The sequence below is a fragment of the Microbacterium sp. SLBN-146 genome, assembly GCF_006715145.1.
In the GTDB taxonomy this organism is placed as follows: Bacteria; Actinomycetota; Actinomycetes; order Actinomycetales; family Microbacteriaceae; genus Microbacterium.
Window position 1 is genome coordinate 1,785,193 of sequence record NZ_VFMR01000001.1, and the last position, 24,938, is coordinate 1,810,130.

Annotated in this window: 16 protein-coding genes; 6 read left to right on the forward strand and 10 right to left on the reverse strand. The window is 68.8% G+C overall.

Annotated features, from left to right (window positions below):
• The first annotated feature begins 56 nt into the window (after nucleotides 1-56).
• The 5 genes from FBY39_RS07680 to FBY39_RS07700 all read left to right on the forward strand — a co-directional run bounded on the left by FBY39_RS07680 (nucleotide 57) and on the right by FBY39_RS07700 (nucleotide 8,258).
• On the forward strand, nucleotides 57-983 hold the full coding sequence (locus tag FBY39_RS07680; RefSeq protein WP_141931606.1) for a carbohydrate ABC transporter permease: 927 nt from the start codon (nucleotides 57-59) through the stop codon (nucleotides 981-983).
• Nucleotides 980-1,906: a carbohydrate ABC transporter permease gene (locus FBY39_RS07685; protein ID WP_141931608.1), complete on the forward strand. Its 927-nt coding sequence runs from the start codon at nucleotides 980-982 to the stop codon at nucleotides 1,904-1,906. The genes FBY39_RS07680 and FBY39_RS07685 overlap by 4 nt, the downstream gene beginning before the upstream one ends.
• A gap of 43 nt (nucleotides 1,907-1,949) precedes the next feature.
• Nucleotides 1,950-3,473: an alpha-N-arabinofuranosidase gene (locus tag FBY39_RS07690; protein WP_141931610.1), complete on the forward strand. Its 1,524-nt coding sequence runs from the start codon at nucleotides 1,950-1,952 to the stop codon at nucleotides 3,471-3,473.
• A 19-nt stretch (nucleotides 3,474-3,492) separates the two neighbouring features.
• Nucleotides 3,493-4,497: a LacI family DNA-binding transcriptional regulator gene (locus FBY39_RS07695; RefSeq protein ID WP_141931613.1), complete on the forward strand. Its 1,005-nt coding sequence runs from the start codon at nucleotides 3,493-3,495 to the stop codon at nucleotides 4,495-4,497.
• Between the two features lie 251 nt (nucleotides 4,498-4,748).
• Nucleotides 4,749-8,258: a carbohydrate binding domain-containing protein gene (locus FBY39_RS07700; RefSeq protein WP_141931615.1), complete on the forward strand. Its 3,510-nt coding sequence runs from the start codon at nucleotides 4,749-4,751 to the stop codon at nucleotides 8,256-8,258.
• 89 nt (nucleotides 8,259-8,347) lie between these two features.
• Here the strand turns inward: FBY39_RS07700 and FBY39_RS07705 are convergent, their stop codons facing one another.
• Complete coding sequence (locus tag FBY39_RS07705) at nucleotides 8,348-9,382, reverse strand: LacI family DNA-binding transcriptional regulator (RefSeq protein ID WP_141931617.1); 1,035 nt, start codon at nucleotides 9,380-9,382, stop codon at nucleotides 8,348-8,350.
• Nucleotides 9,383-9,448: 66 nt separating this feature from the next.
• Here FBY39_RS07705 and FBY39_RS07710 point away from each other — a divergent pair, with 66 nt between their 5' ends.
• Nucleotides 9,449-11,650 carry a hypothetical protein gene (locus FBY39_RS07710; RefSeq protein WP_222115675.1) on the forward strand — a complete coding sequence of 734 codons (2,202 nt, stop codon included), beginning with the start codon at nucleotides 9,449-9,451 and terminating at the stop codon, nucleotides 11,648-11,650.
• Here the strand turns inward: FBY39_RS07710 and FBY39_RS07715 are convergent.
• From FBY39_RS07715 to FBY39_RS07755, 9 genes are read right to left on the reverse strand one after another with little or no spacing between them, the layout of a single operon-like run.
• The gene (locus FBY39_RS07715; RefSeq protein WP_222115676.1) at nucleotides 11,640-12,878 is read right to left on the reverse strand and encodes an ATP-grasp domain-containing protein; all 1,239 of its coding nucleotides are present in this window, start codon (nucleotides 12,876-12,878) and stop codon (nucleotides 11,640-11,642) included. The genes FBY39_RS07710 and FBY39_RS07715 overlap by 11 nt on opposite strands.
• A gap of 53 nt (nucleotides 12,879-12,931) precedes the next feature.
• On the reverse strand, nucleotides 12,932-13,909 hold the full coding sequence (locus FBY39_RS07720) for a hypothetical protein (protein WP_141931623.1): 978 nt from the start codon (nucleotides 13,907-13,909) through the stop codon (nucleotides 12,932-12,934).
• Nucleotides 13,906-15,138, reverse strand: coding sequence for an acetyl-CoA carboxylase biotin carboxylase subunit family protein (locus FBY39_RS07725; RefSeq protein WP_141931625.1), 1,233 nt, complete (start codon nucleotides 15,136-15,138; stop codon nucleotides 13,906-13,908). Before FBY39_RS07725 ends, FBY39_RS07720 begins: the two co-directional genes overlap by 4 nt.
• A 43-nt stretch (nucleotides 15,139-15,181) precedes the next feature.
• Nucleotides 15,182-16,009: an ABC transporter permease gene (locus FBY39_RS07730; RefSeq protein WP_141931627.1), complete on the reverse strand. Its 828-nt coding sequence runs from the start codon at nucleotides 16,007-16,009 to the stop codon at nucleotides 15,182-15,184.
• The gene (locus tag FBY39_RS07735) at nucleotides 16,006-16,854 is read right to left on the reverse strand and encodes an ABC transporter permease (protein ID WP_141931629.1); all 849 of its coding nucleotides are present in this window, start codon (nucleotides 16,852-16,854) and stop codon (nucleotides 16,006-16,008) included. Before FBY39_RS07735 ends, FBY39_RS07730 begins: the two co-directional genes overlap by 4 nt.
• A 7-nt stretch (nucleotides 16,855-16,861) precedes the next feature.
• On the reverse strand, nucleotides 16,862-17,827 hold the full coding sequence (locus tag FBY39_RS07740) for an ABC transporter ATP-binding protein (protein WP_160133027.1): 966 nt from the start codon (nucleotides 17,825-17,827) through the stop codon (nucleotides 16,862-16,864).
• Complete coding sequence (locus FBY39_RS07745; RefSeq protein ID WP_160133029.1) at nucleotides 17,820-18,554, reverse strand: thioesterase II family protein; 735 nt, start codon at nucleotides 18,552-18,554, stop codon at nucleotides 17,820-17,822. Before FBY39_RS07745 ends, FBY39_RS07740 begins: the two co-directional genes overlap by 8 nt.
• Nucleotides 18,547-19,494 carry an LLM class flavin-dependent oxidoreductase gene (locus FBY39_RS07750; RefSeq protein WP_141931635.1) on the reverse strand — a complete coding sequence of 316 codons (948 nt, stop codon included), beginning with the start codon at nucleotides 19,492-19,494 and terminating at the stop codon, nucleotides 18,547-18,549. Before FBY39_RS07750 ends, FBY39_RS07745 begins: the two co-directional genes overlap by 8 nt.
• Complete coding sequence (locus FBY39_RS07755; RefSeq protein ID WP_141931637.1) at nucleotides 19,491-24,812, reverse strand: type I polyketide synthase; 5,322 nt, start codon at nucleotides 24,810-24,812, stop codon at nucleotides 19,491-19,493. Before FBY39_RS07755 ends, FBY39_RS07750 begins: the two co-directional genes overlap by 4 nt.
• Nucleotides 24,813-24,938 lie beyond the last annotated feature (126 nt).

Sequence of the window (24,938 nt, forward strand, 5' to 3'; positions counted from 1 at the left end):
CCGCGACAGAGCGGACCGGCCCCCGGCCATCCCCATCACCTGATCTTGGAGCAACCATGACCGCCACACTCGCCACCGACAAACGCCCCAAGCGGCGCAAGTCGGCTGCCGCTCGGCAGAACCTCACCGGATGGCTGTTCGTCGGCCCCTTCGGCATCATCTTCCTCGCACTCCTCGTGCTTCCGATCGGCTTCGCGCTCTACCTCAGCCTCTTCCAGAAGTCACTCATCGGCGGCACGCGGTTCGTCCTGTTCGGCAACTACCTGAAGGCCTTCACCGACCCGTCCTTCCTCGACGGCGTGTGGTTCGTCGTCCGGTTCTCTCTCGTCCTCATCCCGCTGCAGATGGCGGTCTCGCTCGCGATCGCGCTGATCCTCGACATCGTCGTCACCCGGTACGCGCGCTTCTCGCGCCTCATGATCTTCATGCCCTACGCGATTCCGACCGTCATCGGCGCGCTCATGTGGGGTTTCCTCTACAGCGACAACTTCGGCCCGCTCGCCGAGATCTTCGAGCTCTTCGGGGCGTCGGCGCCCGACTTCTTGAGCACGAGCCTCATCTTCTACGGACTCCTCAACATCGTCACGTGGCAGTGGGCCGGGTACTACATGATCATCATCTACGCCGCTCTTCAGGGCATCGATCCGACCCTCTATGAAGCGGCCCGGATCGACGGCGCCTCGCAGTGGCAGATCGTGCTGCGGATCAAGATCCCGCTGCTCACACCGGCCCTCCTGCTCATCCTCGTCTTCGCGCTCATCGGCACGCTGCAGTTCTTCAACGAGCCGAAGATCCTCCAGCAGCTCGCCGCCGGCGCCATCCCCGACGACTTCACACCCAATATGTACGCCTATCAACAGGCGTTCTCGCTCGCGAACTACAACTACGGCGCGGCGATCTCCTTCGCCCTCGGCGCGGTGGTCTTCGTGTGCGTCTACATCTTCCTGTTCGCGACCCGCAAGCGAGGGAGCTTCACCTCATGAGCGTCACGCCCATGGAGCGCACGAGCGCTCGCCGCCCGTCCCGCCCCGTTCTCGAGCGTCGCTCGAGGCCCCGCAGTCCCGGACGCATCCCGCTGAACATCGTCCTCGGCTTCCTGATGCTGTACTTCCTGGTGCCCTTCTGGTGGCTCATCGTCAACAGCTCGAAGAGCTCGGCGGGGCTTTTCGGAGGCGGCAGTTCGCTGTGGTTCGCCGACGACATCAACTACGTCCAGAACTTCATCGACCTCTTCACCTACGGAGGCGGGATCTACGCCCGGTGGCTCGGCAACTCGGCGCTGTACGCCATCGCCGGGGGTATCGGCGCCACCGCCCTGGCGGTGCTGGCCGGCTACGGACTCGCGAAGTACACCTTCGTCGGCAAGCGGTTCTCCTTCGCCATCCTGCTCGGCGCGGTCATGGTGCCCACGACCGCGCTCGTCATCCCGACGTTCGTGCTGTTCGCGCAGATCGGCTGGACGAACACGATCTGGGCGGTGATCTTCCCGACTCTCCTGAACCCGTTCGGCGTGTATCTCATGAACGTCTACGCGCGCGATGCGGTCCCGGACGAGCTGCTGGATGCCGCGCGGGTCGACGGTGCGGGGGAGTTCCGGACGTTCCTCCAGGTCGCGCTCCCGCTCCTCCGTCCGGCGATCGTGACGGTCCTGCTGCTCTCGGTCGTCGCTTCGTGGAACAACTACTTCCTGCCGCTCGTCATGCTCTCCGACAACCGGCTCTTCCCCGTCACGGTGGGGATCGGGCTGTGGCAGTCGACGGCCTCGACCTATGGCGCCGCGGGTGGGCAGAGCCTCTGGAGCATCATCGTGCTCGGTTCGCTCGTCTCGGTGATCCCGCTCATCATCGCGTTCCTCACGCTGCAGCGCTATTGGCGAGGGGGTCTGGCCATCGGAAGCCTCAAGTAGCTCCACCGTCCCGCCTCCTCCCGACCGATCCAAGAAGAGAAGTATGATTCCCGCACGCCTCACCCTCGACCCCCATTTCGCGGTCGGGCCCGTCAACCGCCGCCTGTTCGGCTCCTTCGTCGAGCACCTCGGCCGGTGCGTCTACGACGGGATCTACGAACCGGGGCATCCGGCCGCCGACGAGCACGGATTCCGCACCGATGTCATCGACCTGGTCCGCGAGCTCGGCGTCTCGGCCATCCGCTACCCGGGAGGCAACTTCGTCTCGGGCTACCGGTGGGAAGACGGTGTCGGCCCGCGAGACGAGCGGCCGACGAGGCTCGACCTGGCGTGGCACTCGCGGGAGACGAACGAGATCGGTCTCGACGAGTTCGCCGTCTGGCTCGGCAAAGTCGGCAGCGAGATGATGTACGCCGTCAATCTCGGCACCCGTGGCGTGCAGGAAGCACTCGACGTGCTCGAGTACGCCAACCTCCGCTCGGGCACGACGCTGTCGGACCAGCGCTTCGCGAACGGGGCGGCAGAGCCGCACGACATCCGGATCTGGTGTCTGGGCAACGAGATGGACGGGCCGTGGCAACTGGGGCACGGTACGGCGCGCGCCTACGGCGAGCTGGCATCCAAGACCGCCCGAGCGATGCGTCAGATCGATCCCGACCTCGAGCTGGTCGTCTGCGGCAGCTCGAGCGCCCACATGCCCACGTTCGGCACGTGGGAGCGGGAGGTGCTGGAGGAGACCTACGACGACATCGACTTCATCTCGTGCCACGCCTACTACGAGCCGATCGACGGGGACTACGCCAGCTTCCTCGCCTCGGCCGTCGACATGGACGGCTTCATCGACTCCGTGGTCGCGACGGCCGATCACGTCAAAGCGGTGCGGGGGAGTGACAAGACGATCAACATCTCGTTCGACGAGTGGAACGTCTGGTACCAGTCCCGCTACAACGACGTCGACCGGATCACCGCCGTCGACGACTGGCCGATCGCGCCGCGACTGCTGGAGGACTCCTACTCCGTTGTGGATGCCGTCGTCTTCGGGAACCTGCTCATCTCGCTCATCCGTCACGCCGATCGCGTGACCGCCGCGAGCCTCGCCCAGCTCGTCAACGTCATCGCTCCGATCATGACCGAGCCGGGCGGGCCCGCCTGGCGGCAGACGACGTTCTTCCCCTTCGCCGCTGCGTCGCGGCTCGCGCGCGGAGTGACGCTCGAGCTGAAGCTCGAGTGCCCGACGTACGAGACCCCGCGCTACGGTGACGTGCCGATCGTCGACGCCGTCGCGACGTGCGACGAGGAGGAAGGCCGGACGGCGGTGTTCCTCGTGAACCGAAGTCTCGACGAGGAGGTCACGATCGAGGTCGACGTGCGGCTGCTCGGCGATGTCGACCTGGGCGACGTCGAATCGCTCCACGATGACGACATGCACGCGGCCAACACCCTCGAACGACGGGACCGGGTGCGCCCGAAGGCGAACACGACCGCGACCCTTCATGACGGGATCGTCGCCGTGACCCTTCCCCCCGTCTCGTGGACGACCCTCACGCTCGCTCGGCGCGCCGGCTAGTCGGATCGCCGGGAGTTCCATGAGCGGCGCGAAGCGGGTGACGCTCGAAACCCTCGCGCGTGAGACGGGCGTGTCCATCACGACGATCTCCAAGGTGCTCAACGGCCGGGGAGACGTCGCGCCCGCGACGCGCGAGCGCATCGAGGCGCACCTCCAGGAGCGCGAGTACTCGCGACCGGGCACGAGTCGGAGCGATGTTCTGGAGGTGGTGCTGCACGAACTCGATCCGCACTGGTCGGTCGAGGTCGTCGACGGCGTCCGCGCCGCCGCGGAAGCCGCAGGACTCCATGTGTCACTGGCGGTGAACGGCGACCGACACGCGCCGTCGGCCGACTGGGTCGCCGATGTCGTGCGTCGGCGACCGGCCGGCGTGGTGCTCATCTTCGCCGGGCTCCGGCCGGATGATCGGCGGAAGCTCGAGGCACGCGGCATCCCGTTCGTCGTCCTCGATCCCGCGGGCGACCCCGCGAGCGGGACCTCCGCGGTGGGATCGACGAACTGGCGCGGCGGGCTGCTCGCCACGAGACACCTGATCGATCTCGGCCACCGGGCGGTGGCGACGATCACGGGTCCGCCCGACATGATGTCCGCCCTCGCTCGCGCCGACGGGTACCGTTCCGCTCTGGCATCCGCAGATCTCGTGGCAGACCCCGCCTGGGTACGTCACGGCGACTTCCATGAGGGGAGCGGTGACTTCCACGCGACCGCGCTCCTCACGTCCCCCGACCCCCCGACGGCCATCTTCGCCGGGAACGACCTGCAGGCCGTCGGCGTGCTCCGCGCGGCCGGCCGGCTCGGCGTCGACGTGCCGCGGGATCTCTCGGTGGTCGGCTACGACGACATCCCCATCGCCCGGCTCACGACTCCTCCGCTCACGACGATCCATCAGCCGCTGCGGCGAATGGCGGAGCACGCGACGCGGATCGTGCTCGACATGCGCGACGGTCGCTCTGTCGAGGCGACGCGCATCGACCTCGCCACCTCGCTCGTGGTGCGGGAGTCCACGGCGCCGCCGCGACGCTGACCGTCGCTGTCCGCTCGAGCCGGCGTCGGCCGACATTGCCCGCGAGACTACATCCGCCCGCCGAGACTGCAGCAGGCGGCCGCAGTCTCGGGCGGCAGGTGCAGTCTCGCGGTGGGTGGGTGGTTGAGAGCGCTCTCAGGAAGTGGTGCGGTTCGCGGGGCTCGAGCTGCCCGTTGACAGACGCGAGCGAGCGACCTAATCTGTGAGAGCGCTCCCACGCGCCATCCGAACTACCGACGAGGAAGTCTGTCTTGACCGGAACACATCTCGCCCGTCGCGGAATCGCCGCGGCAACGCTCTCAGCGCTGGTCGCCACCGCGCTCGTCCCCGCCGTCGCGGCCTCGGCCGCCGATGAGACGATCACCACCCTGTACGACTTCGAAGACGGCACGTCCTCGCACATCCAGTGGGGTGCCGCCGGCGCCGGGGTGCAGGCCGTCGCCGATTCGGGAGTCGGCTCGTGGTCTGACTCGGTGCCCAACACGAACGTGCTGTCGTACGGCTTCGATCTCGCCGCCGAGCCCTTCTACGGCGGCATGGGATTCGAGTTCAGCGGCGCTCAGCCTGCGCAGGACTGGAGCGCCTACGACGGCCTGCAGTTCTGGATGCACAGCGACGGCAGCGCGTCATCGATCCAGGTGGAGCTGCTCGACGCCGTCTCCGCCGATTCCACCGTCCACGATCGCTGGGATGTCGTCGTTCCGCTCGGCGCTGCCGGCTGGAACCTCGTGAAGCTGCCGTTCTCGAGTTTCGGCTATGCGACGGACTTCCAAGACGGTGGGGCGCCGCACGACGGGTCGCTCGACCTCGACGTCGTCCGCGGACTGCTCTTCCCGGCGAACGCGGGCACGGCCGTCGTCAAGCTCGACGAGATCGCGCTCTACGCCGGTGCGGTCGTCGCCCCCTCCGTCGGCGTCACCGCGACCGCCCTCGACGTCGTCGAGGGGTCGGACGCGACGATCCCCGTCCGACTGTCGACCGCGCCGACGAGTGACGTGACCGTCGACTATGCCACCGTGGACGGAACAGCCGCGGCGGGAACCGACTACCCCGCGACGAGCGGCACTCTCACTTTCGCGGCAGGCTCGCGGGACGCGCAGATCGTCGTTCCGACCACCGCCAACGACACCGCCGAGGGCAACCGCACCTTCACGGTCTCGCTCGCGAATCCTTCCGGCGCCACGCTCGGCGCGGCGACGACGACCGTGACCATCCGCGACGACGACTCCGCACCCGCCGGCGCACTCAGCCTGCTGACCGACCCCGTGGAGGATTTCGAGTCGGAGCTCGTGCTGGGCGATCCGGCGGCGGTGCCGCCGCTGGGGTGGTTCGCTGCGCAGGGTGCGGGGAACGTTCCGTCGTTCGAGCGGGTGGCGGATGCGTCGCGTCCGGGTGCTGCGGACGGCAATGACGCCCTGAGCCTCGGGTTCGACACGTCGTCGTGGGCGGTCGTGATCGACACGTTCACGACCGGCGGGTCGACGTGGGATCCCCAGGATTGGTCGGCCTACCGGGGTGTGGGGTTCTGGATGCGCGGGTCGAACTCGGGTGCGCCGATGTTCGTGGACGTGCTCGACAACCGGAACCCGGGGTCGACGGTCGATGACGCCGAGCGGATGTCGGTGCGGTTCGTCGACGACTGGACGGGCTGGCGGTTCGTCGAACTCCCCTTCGCGGACTTCACGCGCAAGAACATCGGCAACGGTGCCCCCGACGACGGGTTCACGCTGACCGAGGTGCACGGTATCGGCATCGGTGTCGAGCAGACCCCGGCTCCCGTGACGCCCGACATCCTCATCGACGACATCACGCTCGTCGGTCAGGCGGACGCCAACCGTCCGCTGACGATCAACGTCGCACGGGCGATCTTCACGGTCGACGAGGGCGATGACGCCGAAGTGCTCGTGCGGCTGACCCGCGCGTCGGACGAGGACGTCACGGTGTCCTACCGCACGGACGAAGCGGTCGACCGCACGTCGACGGAAGACCTCCCCGCGACGCCCGATGTCGACTACGTCACGACGAGCGGTACCGTCACGATTCCCGCGGGCTCGCGAGACGCGATCATCACGGTCCCGACGATCGCCGACGGCAAGGCAGAGGTCGACGAGACCTTCCTGGTCCGGCTGTCCGACCCCGTCGGCGCCGAGCTCAATCCGCTCGCGGTCGCCCGCGTCAGCATCCTCGACAGCGACGAGCCGGTCGCAGGCCTTCTCGACGACTTCGAGAACGGTACGGCGGGGCTCGGCCAGATCGGGGATGCCACGCTGTCGACGCGCCTCATCGCGGCATCCGATGCTGATGCCTACGAGGGTCAGGACGTCTTCGATAACGTCCTCGACATCGACGGCAACGGCGGGTACGCCCGCAGCTTCGCGCAGCCGCAGGATTGGAGCGCCCAGGAGGGCATCGGGTTCTGGTACGAGGGCGAGGGCGACGGCCGCGACGTGACACTGCGCGTGCAAGACGCGACTCCCGTCGAGGCTGCCCCCGAAGACTGGACCCTCGCGTGGTCGGACGAGTTCGACGCGCCGGCCGGGACGGCCGCCGACTCCCGCTACTGGACCTACGAGACCGGTGGATGGGGCTGGGGCAACGACGAGTTGCAGTACTACAGCGACTCGACCGACAACGCCGCGCACGACGGCGAAGGCAACATGGTCATCACGACGCGCGCGGTCGAAGACCCCGCCGCGGCGGGCCTCGAGTGCTGGTATGGGCCGTGCGAGTACACGTCGGCGCGCCTCATCACGGAGAACAAGGTCGAAGTGCTGCACGGACGCATGGAGGCACGCGCCCAGATGCCGGCCGGTGAAGCGGGAATCTGGCCCGCGATCTGGACGCTCGGCAACGACTTCCGCGATGTCGGATGGCCGCGCACGGGTGAGATCGACATCATGGAGTTCGTCGGGAAGCTGCCCGACGAGATCTTCGGCACGATCCACGGCCCCGGGTACAGCGGCGGTCAGGCGTACGGCGACACGTACGACTTCGGCGAGAACCTCGGCGGTCAGTGGCTGACCTTCGCGGTGGAGTGGGAAGAGGGCGAGATCCGCTGGTATGTGCAGCGCGACGGCGGCGAGGAGATTCTGTACCACACCGCCACGCCCGCCGACGTCGCCCCGAGCGACTGGGTCTACGAGCATCCCTTCACTCTGCTGATGAACATGGCGGTCGGCGGCAACTTCGGTGGCCCGCTCGCCGACACCCTCGCCTTCCCGCAGGAGCTGAAGGTCGACTACGTCCGCGTCTACCAGGCGCCGGATGCCGTGGAGAGCTTCGAGACGACGTTCGTCGACGACGAGCCCGGATGGCGCTTCGTGCAGCTTCCGTTCGCCGACTTCGAGCGGTCGGCGGAGCAGCCCGACGGTGCGGCTGACGACGGCTTCGGCCGCACGTCGGTGACCGGCTACGAGGTCGAGGTGTCGGGTGCGCCGGCGACGGTCGAGTCGTTCGCCCGCTCGATCGGGATCTTCGCGGTCGCGGACGGTGCCGTGAGCCTCGACAAGGTGCAGGTGCTCGCCGACGTGACCGACCCCGGCGCGGGTGGCGGCGGCACGGGTGGCGACGGCACGGGTGGCGACGGCTCAGGCTCGGGCTCGGCGCCGGGATCGGGCGCGGCTTCAGGATCGGGGCAGGGCGGTCTCGCCGCGACCGGCGGCGTCGACCTGACACCGTTCGCGCTGCTCGCGCTCCTGCTCATGGGTGTCGGGGTGACGTTCCTCCGGCGCAAGCGGCTCGGCGTGCGCACCGAGCGCTGAGCTCGGGGAGCGATACCGAGCGCGGCATCCGTCTTCTTCTTCGGGGGACGGATGCCGCGCATCCGCATGTCCGGCTCAGGCTGTGTGATTCAGGAGGATGCGCGCAGCACGACGGACACGGGCAGGATCACGCCCTCGTAGTCGGGGGCGGAAGCGTCGGACGCCGGCTTCTGTGTGATCCTGCGAAGGAGGAGTTCGGCCATCCGGCGGCCTTGCTCGACGGTGTCCTGTCGCACCGTCGAGAGCGGTGGCGACGACTGCGATGCGAGCGGAAAGTCATCGAACCCCATCACCGCGACGTCGTCGGGCACCCGTCGGCCCGCTCGGCTCAACGCCTGGAGCGCACCGATCGCCATGAGATCGGATGCCGCGAAGACTCCATCGATGTCGGGTTCCCTCTCGAGCAGGGCCTCCATCGCTGCGGCGCCGGACTCCGAGGTGAAGTCGCCGATCTCGACGAGGGCGGGGTCGAACGCGGCGCCGAGACCGCGCTGGAATCCGACGAGGCGATCGACTCCGGCCGTCATATCCTGCGGCCCGGTGATCGTGGCGATGCGAGAGCGCCCGGATCGCGCGAGGTGCTGAGCCGCCAGCTGTGCACCGCCGAGGTTGTCCTGGTCGACGTAGGACGCTCGGAGGGACGGATCCATCGGCCGACCGCCGATCACGACGGGCACGCCGATGTTGCTCAGGCTGCGGGCGAGATCGTGGCTGCCGTGCTCGGAGACGAACAGCACGCCGTCGGTGTGCCCGCCGGCGAGGTAGCGGGCGGCGTCGGCGACCTGGGCATCGTCGTGTGCCATGACGATCGTCATCCACCAGCCCGACCCGGCGAGTCCCTGGCTGACGCCGCGGATGATCGACGCGAAGAACGGATCGCCGAACACCCGATCCTCTGTCTCGGCTGCGACGAGGGTGACCGTGTTCGTGCGGTGGGTCATGAGCGTCCGCGCCGCCTGATTCGGCACGTAGTTGAGCTTCGCGATCGCGCTCTCGACCCTGAGAGCGGTCGCGGCGTCCACGGCGAACGACCCGTTGACGACACGCGACACCGTCGCGCGCGAAACCTGGGCTGCCGCGGCGACATCTTCGAGCGTCACGCGCCGCGTCGTCTGCCGTGCCACGAATCCACCCCGTCTCAGAGCGGCCGCAAGACCGCCCCCGTCACTTTACCGAGGCCGGATTCTAGGATGGGTACCACGCATCCCACTCGGCCCAGACGAGGAGTGTTCGACATCGACCGCGATCCGCACGTGTGGCAGGGATTCGTCGTGCGCACCGCTGCGTTTCCCATCGCCGACCTCGTCAGGGCGATCGATCAAGATCCACTCGGCGTTGACGCCCTCCTCGCTCTCGCCGAAGCGGAGCGGTTCAGGCGGGCGTGCGCGTGGCAGAACCGCAGCATCGTGACCGAGATGCTTCCCGCGCTCCATTCGGGACGAGCCACGGACAACGCTCGTGCCCGGCGGCGACTGCGCGTCCTGGCGAGCTATCTGCAGCGCTACTACACACGCAACGAGCTGATCGGATTCTTCGGTCCCGGAGTGTGGGGAACGATGACGTCAGACGACGGCGACATGATCGCCGTCGAGTACACCGACACGATCAGGCTCGAGCCGAGCCTGGAGACGTGGGCGCTGATCGAGCTCGCGAAGGCGCTGTCGCACGGGGTTCGCCACCTCATCGCGCCGCACCGGAAGCCGGGTACGCACGTCGGACGGCGCGGCGCGGTGATCGCCGGGCGCCGAGTGGAGATGGATGCCACGCGCTTGGCGGTCCTCGGTGCCGTCGACGGGGCGCGAACGCCCGCTGATCTTGCATCCGAGCTGTCGCTGACGCAGGCGGACATCATGGCCGCACTCGACGCGCTGTGCGAGGTGGAGGCCGTCACCCATGAGCTCGCAGTCGCTCCGGTCCTCCGCGGTGAGGCATCGCTCATCGCGCAGGTCGGGCACGACGACCCCGCGGCGCGGCGGGTGCGCGGCATCCTCGAGAGTCTCGTCGTCGCACGAGAGAGCACGCTGGAAGCGCGGACCGCAGACGAGCAGATCGACGCGATCCGCGCGTTCGAGTCTCAGTTCGCCGAGATCGTGCGCGCGGAGTCCCCGCGTTCCGCCGATGCGAGTACGCGCAGGTTCCACCAGGACCGGCGGTCGGCGACGGTCGGCAGGACTCCACTCAGTCTCATCGGCGAGCGTCGGGCGCGCATCTCACTTCCTCAAGAGGGTGCTCGTACAGCGAACGACGTCGCGCGGGTTCTCCGGCACCCCGCCCGATGGCTCACGGCATCCGTCGGTGACGCGTTCCTCCGGGAGTTCTCCGCGGCATTCGACACGATGAGTCCCGACGGCGCAGCGATTCCCCTTCGATACCTGATCCAGACGGCCTACGACCTCAGTGCCGATCGCATGCTTCTCGAAGCGCCGCGCGCCGAACTGTTCCGGCGGTGGCAGCTCGTCCTCGCGGGTGCGGACGTCTCACACGAGGGCGAGATCGACCTGGGCGATGTCGCCCAGGCGGTCGCTGTCATCGAGGGCGTCTTCGCCTCCAAGCGCCCGATGTGGTTCTCCGGCAGGCTGCACAGTCCCGATGTCATGTGGCGTGGGGCACGGGCGTCGACCGGCGCCGTCGTCGGCGAGCTGCACCTCGCCACCGTCACGGCTGACGAGCACATCGGTGCGAGCTTCGCCCGCGCCGCGGAGCTCATCGCCGACGGATACGCGGCCCACCCCGGGCCGCACCCGCAGTTCGTCGTCCTCCACCCCACGGGACGCGACGAGACGAGTGCCTTGAGCTATCCCTCTCCACACCTCGCGCACGACCGCGCCGTCTACATATCTCTCGACGAGCCTTCTCGCGAGTTCGTTCCCACTCGCGGACGTGTCGTCAGCATCGGCGACTGCACCGTCTCGCGTGGTCCGGGGGGCGATCTGGAGATCACCGCCGGGGATGTCGGAGCGTTCCCCGCACTCGTCGTGCTCGGTGAGTTCGTGTCCAACCTCGTCTCGAGCGCCCATTCGCTCTATCCGCGCGATGTCCCGTCGCCGAGGGTCCGCGTCGGACCGATCGTGATCCATCGCCGTTCATGGGTGCTGCCGCTCGAGGTGATCGTCGGCCTGTCGGGTGAGGAGCTGCGCGACGTCCTCGAGGAGAAGGGCGTTCCCCGTCACACCTTCTGGAGGATCGGAGCGACGCGAAAGCCTCAGTTCCTGGACTCGCGCTCGGAACTTCTGTGCGCGAGTCTGCGTGATGCCGCGGATCGAATCTCGGGCGATACGAGCGCGGAGACCGTTTCACTCGTCGAGATGCTCCCCGCCCCGGAAGAGGCGTGGTTCCCCGACGAGGACGGATTCGCCCTGACCTCCGAGTTCCGCATGACGTTCATCGACTGACTCCTTTCACCGCTGTTGCACTGTCGGCGGACAGGTGCACCGCGACGCCATCGCTGCGCAGCGCGACATCCCGCATTCCGCGAGCAGCGTTGCGCACCGCCTCGGCATAGGAGGGCCCCTCCGCCATGATCGCGACCTGGCGGTCGTCCGTGTCTTGGATGGGTCTCATGACTCTTCTCGAGGTTGCGGCCGCATCGGCATGCACGACCCCGCGCCGGGCTCCCGCCTCCGCGAGTCCTTCGACGGAGCGCAATCGCGCGTGGCGATCTCCACCGCCGTACAGGATGGCCGCACCTCGACGGCTCGGATCCGACCAGGCGGGAGACTCCGCCAGGACCGGTCGCGGGTCGGCTCCGATGAGCGCGAGCGCCCAGAGGTCGTACGTGTCCGGCCCGCCGCTGAGCGCCGTGAGCTCCGGGAACTCGCCGCCCAAGCGCAATTGGCATTCGAGGATCTCCATCCCTTCGGCGCTCACCAGGAGCTCGGTGTGTGCGGGGCCGATTCGGTGGCCGACGACGGTGAGCATCGCCTCGACCTTCGCGATCGCCTCGTGCATCCTCTCCATCGGGAGCGGTGCGGGCATGCCCGAGCAGACGATGACGGGCGGATCCATCGCCATGACCTCGCACCCGGTCGCCGTGACGATGTGTTCACCGTGGACCGAAAACGTGTCGACGACCAGCACATCGCCCGCGATGAACTGCTCCACCATCACGGCGCCGGTGGGCGTGTCGGCCGTGCGAGTCGCCGCACGTCGCCAGGCGTCGTCGACATCTGATCTGCCGCATCGACGCGTGACTCCCGTGCTTCCTGCACCGCTGAGGGGCTTGACGACGACGGGCCAGCCGTGCGCATCACCGAAGCGGCGAATGTCGTCGGGGCCGTCGACGACGGCCGCCGGGACTCGCTGGAGCCCGGCGTCGCGGAGGGTTGTCCGGAAGACGGACTTGTCGAGCGTTCTGCGGACGGACTCGGGAGTCGGCGCCGTCGTCAGCCCCCACTCCTGCGCCAGCGTCGCGGCCGCGTGAGTGAGCGGGTCCAGCGGCGAGATGACCGCGGTGAAGGGATCCTCGCGGTGAAGTCGGCGGGCCACATCGAGATAGCGCGCCTCGTTCGCCTCATCCGACAGCACGATGACGTCCTCCAACTCCTCCATGCTGCGAAAGATGCGCGCCGCCGACGGGCCGATGATCGCGCTGATGCGTGCGTCCCAGACGTGGTGCAGCACCCGCTCAATCACCCCCGTCGGCGCACCGAGTACCAGGAGATGAACCCCGCCGGTCATCGCCATGACTCCGGTTCAGCCATCTGGGCGAAGTCCGCCCCTGCGAAGCGTGGAGGCAGATCGACGACCGGCACGAGATGCTGCGCCGCTGTCGCCGCGGCGGCCACGGCGCGTGCGGAGTCGGGCGCCGCGGAGAGGATGACGGCGACGGCATCCTCAGGCCCCCGATAGCACTGCACGGGATCCTGCGGCGAGCGCGGGCTCGTGATGTCGGTGACTCCCGCGACACCGTGAGCGGCGTCAACGTTCTCCACTCCCACCCAGCTGCCGTCCACATCGACACCGACGTAAGCGACGGCGACCACGCCGGCGCCGGAGGTATGTGTGGGTGCCGTCTGGGCGTCCACAAGCAGGTCCGTCATCCCGCCGTAGCGCTCCGCCGCTGACACCAGAAGAGGATCGCTGGGCGTCCAGGCGCGCATGGCGCTGGCTCTCCACCCGTCGCGGTCGCGACGGAGGTCGATCGTCCCGACGAATCCGGGAGGGAGCGTGACGTCCCCCGGCAGAGCGAGAGAGCCGTTCGGCTCGACGACCTCGCCGAGCACGGGAGCGCCGGCTTCCGCGCGCAGGAGGCGGGTGGCGGCGACCACCGTCGGCCTCCCGCTCGCCGAGACGATGATGCGCGCGCTCCGTTCGGCGCGGGAGTCGGCGGCGGGGAGGTGAGGGAGAGGGAGGATGCCGCGAGCGGCGCGGATCGCCTCGGCGACGGCGCTCAATGCGCCATCGAAGCAGGCGACGGCGTCGATGCGCTCGGGGACGAGAGCGTCGATGAGCCGGACGATGCGCTCGGCGTCGGCACCACGCGGGATCATCCCAGCGCGGTCGACCATGCTCGCGTGCGTGACGATCTGCGCAGCGTGCGCGATCAGGACCGTCGTGACGTCGGGCCGAGGATCTCCGCCCGCGTCCGGCGGAAGTGCTCCGAGGCAGAGCAGCACCGGTCGCTCGTCGACCGAAGCGGAGCGGTCAGTCACGCCGACCACCCCCCGGATGTCGCCGTCGGCTCATGAGGTGTCGGCAGACACCGCGCGGATGCGTGCGACCGAAACGCGACCCCGGCGAAGGCATCGTGGGCGCGTCTTGTCGCCTGCCGCGAGTCGGAACCCACCGCGAGCACTCCGACCGGGATGTGCAGGAGCGAGCGAACCTCCGGTGCGGAGTACGGGGGCGACGCGATCTGAGAGACGAGACCGACGCCGGCGCTGCTCTCTGCCCGATCCGCGCCGACGACGGCCACGACGACTCCCGGCTGCTGCGGCCCTGCCCAGAGCATCGAGGCCGCCTGGGCTCGAGGGTGTGCCTGCGGTGACTCGACGTCACGTCCGCACACGTGCGCTGCCCACAGCGCATAGACGTCGATCTCCGTGACGGCCAGGGTCAACTCGGCGTAGTCGCCGCCGGGACGCAACTGGACCTCGATGATGTGCGCGTCGTCCGCGGTGACGGCGAGCTCGACGTGACTCGGTCCGTCCCGCACGTCGAGCGCGTCGAGCGCGTCGTGAGCGAGTCGGATGGCGCGATGGGTCCAGTCGGCGGGCACCGGCGGGGTCGTCGCCGTCATCACGACGACGGGAGCCTCACGGGCGAAGGACTCGAATCCCACGATCGTCGCGGTGTGCGTTCCGGCGCGCGAGAAGCTGTCGACGGTCATGATCCGCCCGGACACCTGCTGCTCGACGAGCGCCTCTCCCGAGCGTGTGTCATCCGTCACCGAAACGGCGCGCGCCCACGCCTCGCCGATCGCCTGCGGACCAACGCCCGTCGTGACGCCGATGCTCCCGCATCCCCGCCGCGGCTTGATCACGACGGGCCAGCCATGCGTCCGCCCGAACTCGTCGATCGTCGCGAGGCTGACCGCGGAGGAAGCGGCGACATCATCGACCCCGCGTTCTGCGAGCCGGCGCCGTTGCAGGAGCTTGTCGTTGACCGCGTCGGCGGTGGCAACGCTCGTTCCATCCAGTTCGAGCCGCTCGGCGATGCGCGCAGCGACAGGCAGCCACCGGTCGTTCGTCGCGACGACCCGGTCGATGGGCATCCACTCGTGCAGCTCGACGCACAACGACAGGACGCGGTCGAGGTCGAGGTCCTCGTCGACGACGAACAGGTGTGCGAACTCGTCGGGTCGCTCCGCGGCGCGCAGTTCGCTCGCCGACAGCACGACGCTCAGCTGAGCGAGTGGATCGATATCCCAGACGGCGGCCATGACCGGATTGGTGGGCCCACAGAAGAGGAGGTGCATCGCGACCTCAGAACTGGGAGATCGTTCCGTGGCGACGAATGACGCGCACGGCTCGCGAGAACAGGAACATCCCGACAATGAAGGCGAGCGCCGACTCGAGAAGGAAGAACGTCCACATCGTGGGCTCCGGGAAGATCGTCCGCGAATCGATCAGCGCGTGTCTGAGCAGATCGAGCCCCCACGTCGTCGGCCACACGAGCGAGAAGGCGAAGAGCGGGCCCGGCAGTACGACGACGGGAAAGGCGATTCCGGAGAAGATCGCGATGACATAGCCGAGGATGTCGAGCACGGCGTCTCCGCGGCGGATGAGGAGGATGAGCGCCGCGAGTGCCAGCGCGATGCCCGTCACGGCCACGAGCATCACGAGCGAGATGAGCAGTGCGACGGGAAGACCCTCCAGGCGGAACCGGGCCCCGAGGAGGAAGACGGCGAGCACGAGCAGAAGGAGGCTCGCGAGTGTTGTGAGCGCGAAGCCCGCGAGCGCGGAGCCGAAGGTGAGCACGGTGGGCCGCACGCCGCCGGTCCACTGGATCTCGAGCGTTCCCGTCGCCCGGCCCGATTGCAGGTCGACGGCGACCGTCGTGATGACGCCGATGATCCAGGCGGAGACGGCCATACCGAGCATGAGCCAGCCTGGCAGGTCGTCCGTTCCGGCTGTCTGTTCGAGCCCGCTGGCGTTCCCGTTCACGAGGAAGGCCGCCCCGAGGAGAAGCGTCGGGAGGACCATCTGGTAGAGCGGCGTGAAGAGGACCGTGTTGGCCAACCCGAGCGGGTAGCGGATGGCCGTGCGGATGTTGCGGGAGAAGACGGCGAAGACGGCGATGAGCGAAGTCAATACTGGGACAGCCTTCCTGTCTTCTTCCCCCGCGCGACCGCGCGACGAAACGCGACGTCGGCCAGCGCCAGCAGGACGATCCCGATGAGGAGGAGATACGCGATCCGCAGGACGACGTCGGTCAGCTCGACCCCGAGCACGGCGTGACGGAGCAGAAGAATCGTCTCTGTCGGCGGCATGGCGCTGGCGACAGCCTGCAGCCAGCCCGGAAGGATCGCCAGCGGATAGGTCACGCCGCACAGGATCGCGACGGAACCCTCGAGAAGCGACAACACGCCGCCTGAGTCGCGCGTCGTGATGGTGACGGCGCTGAGGATCGCGCCGATGCCGATGAGAGCGGGGACCGAGGCAAGGAGGGTCGCGACGCCGCCGACGATCTGCGGCGCCCCGATGTCGACGCCGATCACGAACTTCAAGAGCAGGCCCACCATGAAGAAGACGATGGCGGCCGGGATCAGTTGCGCGATGCACGAGCCGACCAGCAGCGTCATGCGGGAAACGGGGGACAGGAGGATGACCTCGAGCGACCCGCGCGCACGTTCTTCCTGCAGCGACGATGCCGGACCCCACAGGACGACGCTCACCCACATGTACACGGACCATCCGATGTAGATGTACGCCGCGATCTCGGTCGTCCCGGCAGAGGCTTCGAAGGCGCCGATCGCGGCGGGGGAGGTGCCGGCGAATCCCGCCGCCTGCGCGACATAGGCCGCGGGGAGCGCGAGCGCCGATACGAGGACGGTGATGATGTTGGTCTTGTAGCGCCAGAAGGAGCGAATGTCGCGTGCGACGACCGCGCCGAGCACCGACGTCTCGCGGGCGACGCTCTCGGTGAGGGTCGTCATATGGTCCTCACTTCTCGGTGAGGTCGAGGAAGGCGCGGCGGAGGGTGACGGGAGACACGGTCAGGCCGCGCAGATCGAGGCCCGCGGCGATCATCGCCTGGGTGAACGCGGGGATGAAGTGCTCGTCGATCGAGCCCGTGAGCGTCACGTGCAGCTGCGTGTCCGTCACCTCCTCAGCGACGACAGCCACGGGAGCAGGACTGGCCGCGGCAGCGCGCGCGGCCGTCTCGGCATGCGCCTGCGCGAACGAGCACTCGATCGTGTGCGAGGCGCCGACCGCTGCTGTCAGCGCCCGCGGCGAGCCCGTCGCACGCAGAACCCCGTGATCGATGACGACGACGTCGTCGGCGATGAGTTCGGCCTCTTCGATGTGGTGCGTCGTGATGAGCACCGCATGGCCGTGATCGCGCAGGGACAGGATAAGTTCCTGCAGCGATGCTGTCACGTGGGGATCGAGTCCCGCCGTCGGCTCATCCATGATGAGCAGCGGCGGCGAACCGAGAAGGGCTCGTGCGATGACGAGGCGCTGCCGCATCCCCGTCGAGTAGGTCTCGACATAGTCGTCGGCACGCGATGTGAGATCGATCGCGTCGAGCACTCTGTCGATCTCATCCCGCTTCGCCTGCCCGCGCAGCCCCTTGAGGGCGCTGAAGAATGCCAGGTTCTGGCGACCCGTCAGCTTCCAGTAGACGCTGCGCTCCCCGCCGAGCACGACGCCGATGCGCCGACGGGCGGCCGCTTCGTCCGCCGCGGTGTCCACGCCCGCCACCTCGATCCGTCCCTCCGTCGGCGTGATCAGTGTCGAGATCATGCGAACGAGGGTGGACTTGCCCGCCCCATTCCGACCGAGGAGCGCTGTGACGGAGCGTTCGGGCACCGAGAAGGAGACGTCGCGGACCGCCCAGATCCCGTCTTTCGAGCCCGGATACCTCTTGCCCGCACCTTCCAGGCGCAGAGCCACGCCGTCATGCATGCGCAATCCTCTCCCGCGTTCGTTCGATGCCATCGTTTTCGCCGAGGGATGAGTCCAGAACCTCCAGCACCTCGGCGGTCGCCGCGTCGGTGAGGAAGTGCCCGGCCTCGACGACGACGATATCCACGGCGCCGTCGGTTTCGTGCCGCCACGCGTGGAGAATCTCCACCGGCACGCTCGCGTCATGGGCCCCGCCGACCACGAGGAGTGGGCAGGTCAGCCGCACCGTGGACGGTGCGGCAGTCTCGACGAGGCGCAGATCCGCGCGGAGGGTCGCGAGCACGAGCGCCATGAATTCGCGATCCGCGAAGGCGGGCTCCGGGATGCCGCCCCAGTTGCGCAGCTTCCCCGTCAGCACCATGTCGCCGTGGCGGTGGAGCGGACTGAGGGGATCCGGCACCGACGGCGGACGCGAACCCGAGACGATGATGCGGCGCGGAGCAGGGAGTCCTCGGGCAACGGCGCCGCGGGCGACCGCGAGTGCGATCGAACCGCCGAGGCTGAAGCCGAACAGGCTGTAGCGCCCCGCGGCGACCTCGGGTCCGTAGGCGTCCAGGACGTCGGCGACGAACGCCTCCAGCGAAGTCGCGAACGGCTCCGCGTGCCGACTCTCCCGGCCGGGGAGGACGATGGGATGCACGACGCTGCCGCCGACCCGCCGGGGCCACGAGCGGAACGCGGCGCCCCCTCCGCCCGCGTGCGCGAAACAGAGCAGGACGTCATCCATAGAGCGCCTCCACCGTCGACTCGAACGCTGCGATGTCGGCATCCATGACACCCGGAACCGGAGTGCACCCGAGCTCGCGGTACTCAGCGAGTCGCTCTCGGACGAGTTCACGGGAGCCGATCGCGCCGATCTCCCTCGCACCGAAGGCGCCAGTGTCCTCTCCCCTCGCCTGCGCGGCGATGAGTCGTCCGTAGACCGGTACCTCGGCGTAGCTGGCCGCGTAGGACTGGAATCGTTCGGTGTGCCGTGCGATGTCCGGTCCGCTGTAGCAGGGGACGACGACCGTGACGGGGAAGGACGCGGGATCCCGGCCGAATTCCTCACAGGCGTCGAGGACGAACGGCATGACGATGTCGCGGACGTAGGCGGGCGAGGCGAGATACACGATCGCGCCCTGGGCGATCTCGACGGCCAGGCGCAGCATGCGAGGGCGCATCGCGCCCATATGAAGGGGAACGGGAGCGAACGGTGCGTCGTGGGCGAAGGTGCCGCGTGCGATGCCGGAGTCGGCGTGGGTGGATCCGTGCGCAAGTGCGTCGGCCAGCGGTGTGACCGCCTCGCGCATGAGGTCGACCGTGGGCGTGTGGTCGTATCCGAGCAGCGTGCCGTTGACGAGGCTGTGGCTCGCGCCGACGCCGAGAACGAATCGGCCGTCGAAGATCTCGGAGATCGTGAGCGCGGCGCGCGCGAGGACGGAGGGGTGCCGCTCCCGGATCGGCACGACCGCCGTCCCGACGCTCCAGTGCGGATCGAGTCCGAGGGCGAAGGTCGCGACCGTGAGCAGATCGCGCTGGCCGATCTGCTGATCGAACCACACCTGGGACACACCGGCGTCTCGGGCGATGCGCAGCCGGGTCTCGACGTCGGACCACCGCGGGTAGACGGCCGGCATCGAGAGCGGAGCCGCGCCCGGCGAGGGGGCGGAAGGGGCGCCGCTCACCGGGCGTCCGCCAGGCTCAACGCCGAGCTGAGCGCCCGCACCGTCGGGAACTCGAAGATGTGCGCGATCGGCACCGAGACCTCGAGGCGTGCGCGCATCCGGGAGGCGAGCTGGACCGCGACGAGGGAGTTGCCCCCAATATCGAAGAAGTCGTCGTCGATGCCGACCTGTGCCGACCCGAGCGCATCACCCCAGATCGCGCACAACTCGCGCTCCACGGTCGTGCGCGGCGCGACATACTCCGTGTCGGTCAGACGCTCGCTGCTCGCCGCGCCGAGGTTCTCTTCGCCGAGGGCATCCTCGAGCAGCGTCGTGGTGAATCCTTCCGACCACGCCATCATCTCGACGATGCCTTCGGGGCACACGAGGACGTGCGGGGCGGCACCCCACTGGATGATCCGGGCGAGTGCCGCGATGCCGAAGGCGGGAGTGATGCTCGCGCCCGTCGTCGTCGTGGCCGTGTCGAGCTCGTTCGCGAGGCCATCGAAGGAGGCGACGAGCTCTCCGCGCACGGCCTTGCGGGTCGTGAACCTCTCGACCGAGACGAGCAGCCTCCCCGAGGCGTCGTAGATGTCGACATCGACCGTGACGACGTCGCCGTCGACATCGTCCAGATGCCGGATGTGGGAGTAGATGACCGGCTCCAGCGGCGCGTGGACGGTGATCCTGTCGAACCCGAGCGGCAGGTGGCTGTCTCCGCGGGCGAGGATGAGCGGGCGTACCTGCGCGTCGGCGACGGCGAGATCCAAGAGCGAGGGATGGATCACGAACTGCGCGCACTCGCTCCAGTACTCCTGGGCCAGCGAGATGCGGGCGAGTTCCTCCTTCTCACCGACGAGGGTGCTCTCGATGCGCCTCCAGTGGGCGCCGAGGTCGACGAGCGTCCCCGGCGCAAGGAGCTCGTCGTCGCCGATCGCACCGCGATCGCATCGCTGTGCGATCGCGTCCAGATCGATCGTGACGGGCACCGACGGCACCGCGACGGGGACGGCTCGGCACACGAGGGCGGTTTGGCGATCCGCCCCGTCCCTCACGACATCGACCGTGCATTCCCAGCCCTCCGAGCCCTTGACCGCGCGGGTGACCAGCATCGTCTCTCCCACGACGGTGACCGGCAGGAGGTAGACCACGTCGCGCAGCTCGACCTCGCCGTCGTGTGCGAGCGCGGCGCGGACGGCCTCGACGATCGCGGCGCCGACGAGGACTTCACGACCGTCGATGCGGTGCTCGGCGTGCGTCCAGTGACCGCCGGGTGCGAGGTCGGTCTCGTACTCGACGATGTCATCGCTCAGCTGCACCCAGCGTGACAACAGGGGATGCTCGACGCTGCGCCCCGCTCCCGTCCGCTGCAGAGCGCGATACGCCTCGGGCGCGTTGGTCTGGTTGTCGACGACCATCCCCACCTCTGACCATCCGCTCCATCCGATCGAGATGATGCGGGTCGCGCCCGTCGCGTGAGTGCGGGCGAAGGCGTCCATGTAGGCGTTGGCCGAGCAGTAGTCCACCATCCCGAACGTGCCGTTGATCGCGGTCGAGGATGAGAAGAGGACGAACATCTCAGCGACCCCGTTATATGCCTCCCACAGGGCATTGGTCGCGAGCACCTTCGGACGCAGGACGCGCTCGGCCTCGTCCGCCGTGCGCACCGCGAGCATGCCGCCGCCGGCGACTCCCGCGCAGTGGAAGACGGCTGTGGGTTCGGGATGCCTTCTGCGCAGTGCCGCGATGGTGTGCTCGTCGGCGATGTCACCGAGGATGATGTCGACCACCGAGCCCGCGGACTCCAGAGCGAGTACCGCCTCGAGACGGTCGCGGACAGCCGCAGGCGTGTCGGGATCGTCCAGCAGCAGGCCCCACTGTTCTCGCTCGGGCAGGGGAGTCCGCGCGACGAGGACGATGGTGGCGCGGACGCTGCGGGCGATCCAGTCCGCCACTGTGCGGCCGATGCCGCCGAACCCGCCCGTGATGAGGTAGACGCCCCCCTCGCGCAGGGGCGCCGTCGCCGTCTCGGGGTCGTCGGGAAGCCCGAACGGAACGTGCTCGCACTCCCACCTCCGCCCGCCACGGAGGCGGACCGGGTGGCTGCTCTGCGGCGCCGCCGACTCTCGGAGGATCGCCACGCCCGACGCGCGACCGTCCGTGTCGACGATCTGCGACGTGACGCCGGCCAGCTCGCGCTGCGCGAGCAGCGTCGGGCCGATCGCGAGCGCCATCGACGGATCTCCGTCCGGGCCGTCCGCCCAGAGGTTCGCTGTCACGGTCGTCACGTGGACCGACGTCCCGTCGCGGCGCGACTCGAGTGCCTGAGAAAGGGCGTGTGCGATGTGGAACGGCGCAGTGAATCGGTCGTGCTCGGTCCGCCCGGCCACGACGTGGACGATCCGCAGCGTTCCGCTGCCGGTCGAGGCCTCCGCGACCGCGCTCGACAGCTCGCTGCGCACCGCGCGTTGTGCCGCCGCCAGGTCCGTCCAGTCGTCGTGACCGACCACGCGGTCGGTCACGACGGCCCCGGCCGATGAGAGGGCCTGCACCATCTCGGCGGACAGTGCGCTCTCCTCGTCGGCGACGATGAGCCATCGCGACCCGGAGAGCTCGGCCCGATCGACCCGGGGTGCCGTCTCGCGCCAGGTGACGAGGCCGAGAGCGCCGTCATCGAGGGAGTGAGCGGCTTCGGGCCGCGCGTCCGCGACGGTCTTCCAGTCGCGATCGGGGTCCACCCAGTACCGCGTGCGCGCGAACGGGTACCCGGGAAGGTGGATCTTCGGGGGCAGCGAGCTCCACAGGCGGCGCCAGTCGACGTCGGCGCCGCCGACCCACATCCGCGACGGTGCCGCCGCGGCATCCTGAGCCGTGTCGTTCTTGCGGAAGGGTGCTGCCTCGGTCGCGTCGGGGCTGATCGCCGCGACGAACCTGCTCAGCGTTGTGGTCGGGGCGAGCTCGACGAACAGCGGTGTCTCCCCTTCGCCGAGCAACGTGCGCACACCATGCTCGAACTGGACGCCCGACCGCATCTGCGCGGCCCAGTACGAACCACGAGTGACGGCGGCATCCGCCCATTCTCCCGTGAGGTTCGACACGAAGCGTCCCGTCGGCGGGACGATCGGCAGTTCGTCGACGATCCGCTCGAACTCTGCGCGCACGCCGTCGAGCGCAGCGGAGTGGAACGCGTGCGACGTCGTGACGCGCACGGCCCCGATTCCCGCCTCCGTCAGCGCTGCCTCGGTTGCCTCGATGAGCGGCGTCGGCCCCGACAGGGTCGTCGAGACGGGAGAGTTGAACGCGGCGAACTCGACTCCCTCGACGAGGTGGGGCGCGATCTGGTCGGGTCCCGCCATGACCGCGAGCATGCTGCCCGGCGCCGCCGTCGACATGAGCCGCGCGCGGGCGTGCACGAGTCGCACGCCATCCTCGACGGCGAGTGCGCCCGCGGCGCACGCGGCGGCGATCTCGCCGACGGAATGGCCGATGGACGCCGTCGGCTGGATGCCGAAGGACCGCAGCACTTCGAGGCACGCGACCTGGCAGAGGAATAGGGCGGGTTGGACGACCCGAGTGTCGGTGGTCGCCGGGGAGTCGGGGTCGAGCAGGAGCGCGCGCACCGCCGGCTCGGTGGGATCGTCGCCGTCGAGCGTGGCCAGCAGAGCCAGCCCCGACTCCACGGCCTCTTTCGCAACCGGAAACGCTTCGGCGATCGCCGACAACATGCCCGGGAACTGGCTTCCCTGTCCCGGGAACAGCGCGACGATGGGGGCACCCGCGCGTGCCTTCGTCGGGGTCAGATTGCGAAGGGCCGCCACGCACTCCTCGATCGTCTGCCCCGCGACAGCGCCGCGGTGGGCGAAGAACGCGCGCCCGGTCTGGGTGACGGCCGCGGCGGCCGGCAGCTCGGACTCGTCGAGTGCCGAGATCGCGTCGGCGAGGTTCTTCGCTGCCGCCTCGAAGGCCTCGGGCGTGCGAGCAGAGACGAGCAGCTGTTGTGTCTGCGCGGGACGACCGGCACGCGCGGGGACCGGAGCCGGCGGTGCCTCGACGATGATGTGCGCATTGGTCCCGCCGATCCCGAACGAGCTGATGCCGGCGCGGCGCGGCCGATCGGCCTCGGGCCAGTCGATCGGCTCGACGGGGATGAAGAAGGGACTCGATTCGAGCTCGAGCCGGGGATTGATCCGTTCCAGGTTCACGGTGGGCGGGATCGTCCCGTGTCGCATCGACATGAGCACTTTCGCGAGGCCCGCCATCCCCGCGGCAGGCCCCATGTGTCCGATGTTGCCCTTGACCGAGCCGATCGGGATCGAGCCGGGGGCGAGCTGGGCATGCGCGTACGCGCGCCGCAGTCCCGCCACCTCGATGGGGTCGCCGACGACTGTTCCCGTGGCGTGGGCCTCGATGTAGTCGATCGAGCCTGCGGGCACGTCGGCGTCTGCCAGCGCTTCTGTGATGAGCATCGCCTGCCCGCTCACGCTGGGGGCCGTGAACCCCGCGCGGTCCGATCCGTCGTTGTTGACGGCGCTGCCACGGATCACGCCGATGATCGCGTCGCCGGCTTCGAGGGCGTCGTCGAGTCGACGGAGGAGCACGACTCCCACACCGCTGCCGAAGATCGTCCCGGTCGCCTCGGCATCGAACGGCCGGCAGCGCCCGTCCTTCGCGAAGATCCCGCCCTCGCTCCAGTGGTATCCCGCATCGAGGGGAAGCTCGACCTCGACCGCGCCCGCCAGAGCGAAGTCGGACTCGCCTGCGCGCAGCGACTGGCATGCCAGATGGATCGCCACGAGAGCCGTCGAGCACGCCGTCTGCACGTTGACGCTGGGGCCGTGCAGCCCGAGCCGATAGCTCACCGTCGTGCAGAGGTAGTCGACACTGTTGCTCACATCGATCGCCATCTGACCCACAGCGGACTTCATGTCGCGGTTGCGAGAGACGTGGTGCTCTCCGTAGAGGCTGTTGGCCATGCCGCCGAAGACACCCACGTGCGCGTCGAGGTCGGCTGGATTGTATCCGGCGTCCTCGAAGGCGTGGTAGCAGCTCTCGAGGAAGAGGCGTCCCTGAGGATCTCGGATCTCCGCCTCGCGCGGCGAGTACCCGAAGAATTTGGCATCGAAGCGGTCCACGCCGTCGAGTGTCGACGAGACGGGCACGAACTGGGGATCGGCTCTCATCTGCTCGGTGACCCCGGCGGCCTCGAGGGTCTCGGGACTCAGCGTCTCGACCGAGACGACGCCGTCGCGGAGATTGGTCCAGAACTCATCCGCGGAGGATGCACCCGGGAGCCGGATGCTCATGCCGATGATCGCGATCAATTCTGAAGCGTCAGCCACAATTCCTCCCGAAAATTCGCGCTCTTTCACGATGGAAAATCACCGTGAAAGTAGGAAATCTCTCGCGGTTCCGCCGGGAGCCCGCTCGCCACCGCACCGCGACCTCCCGATTCTTGCTCAGGGCCG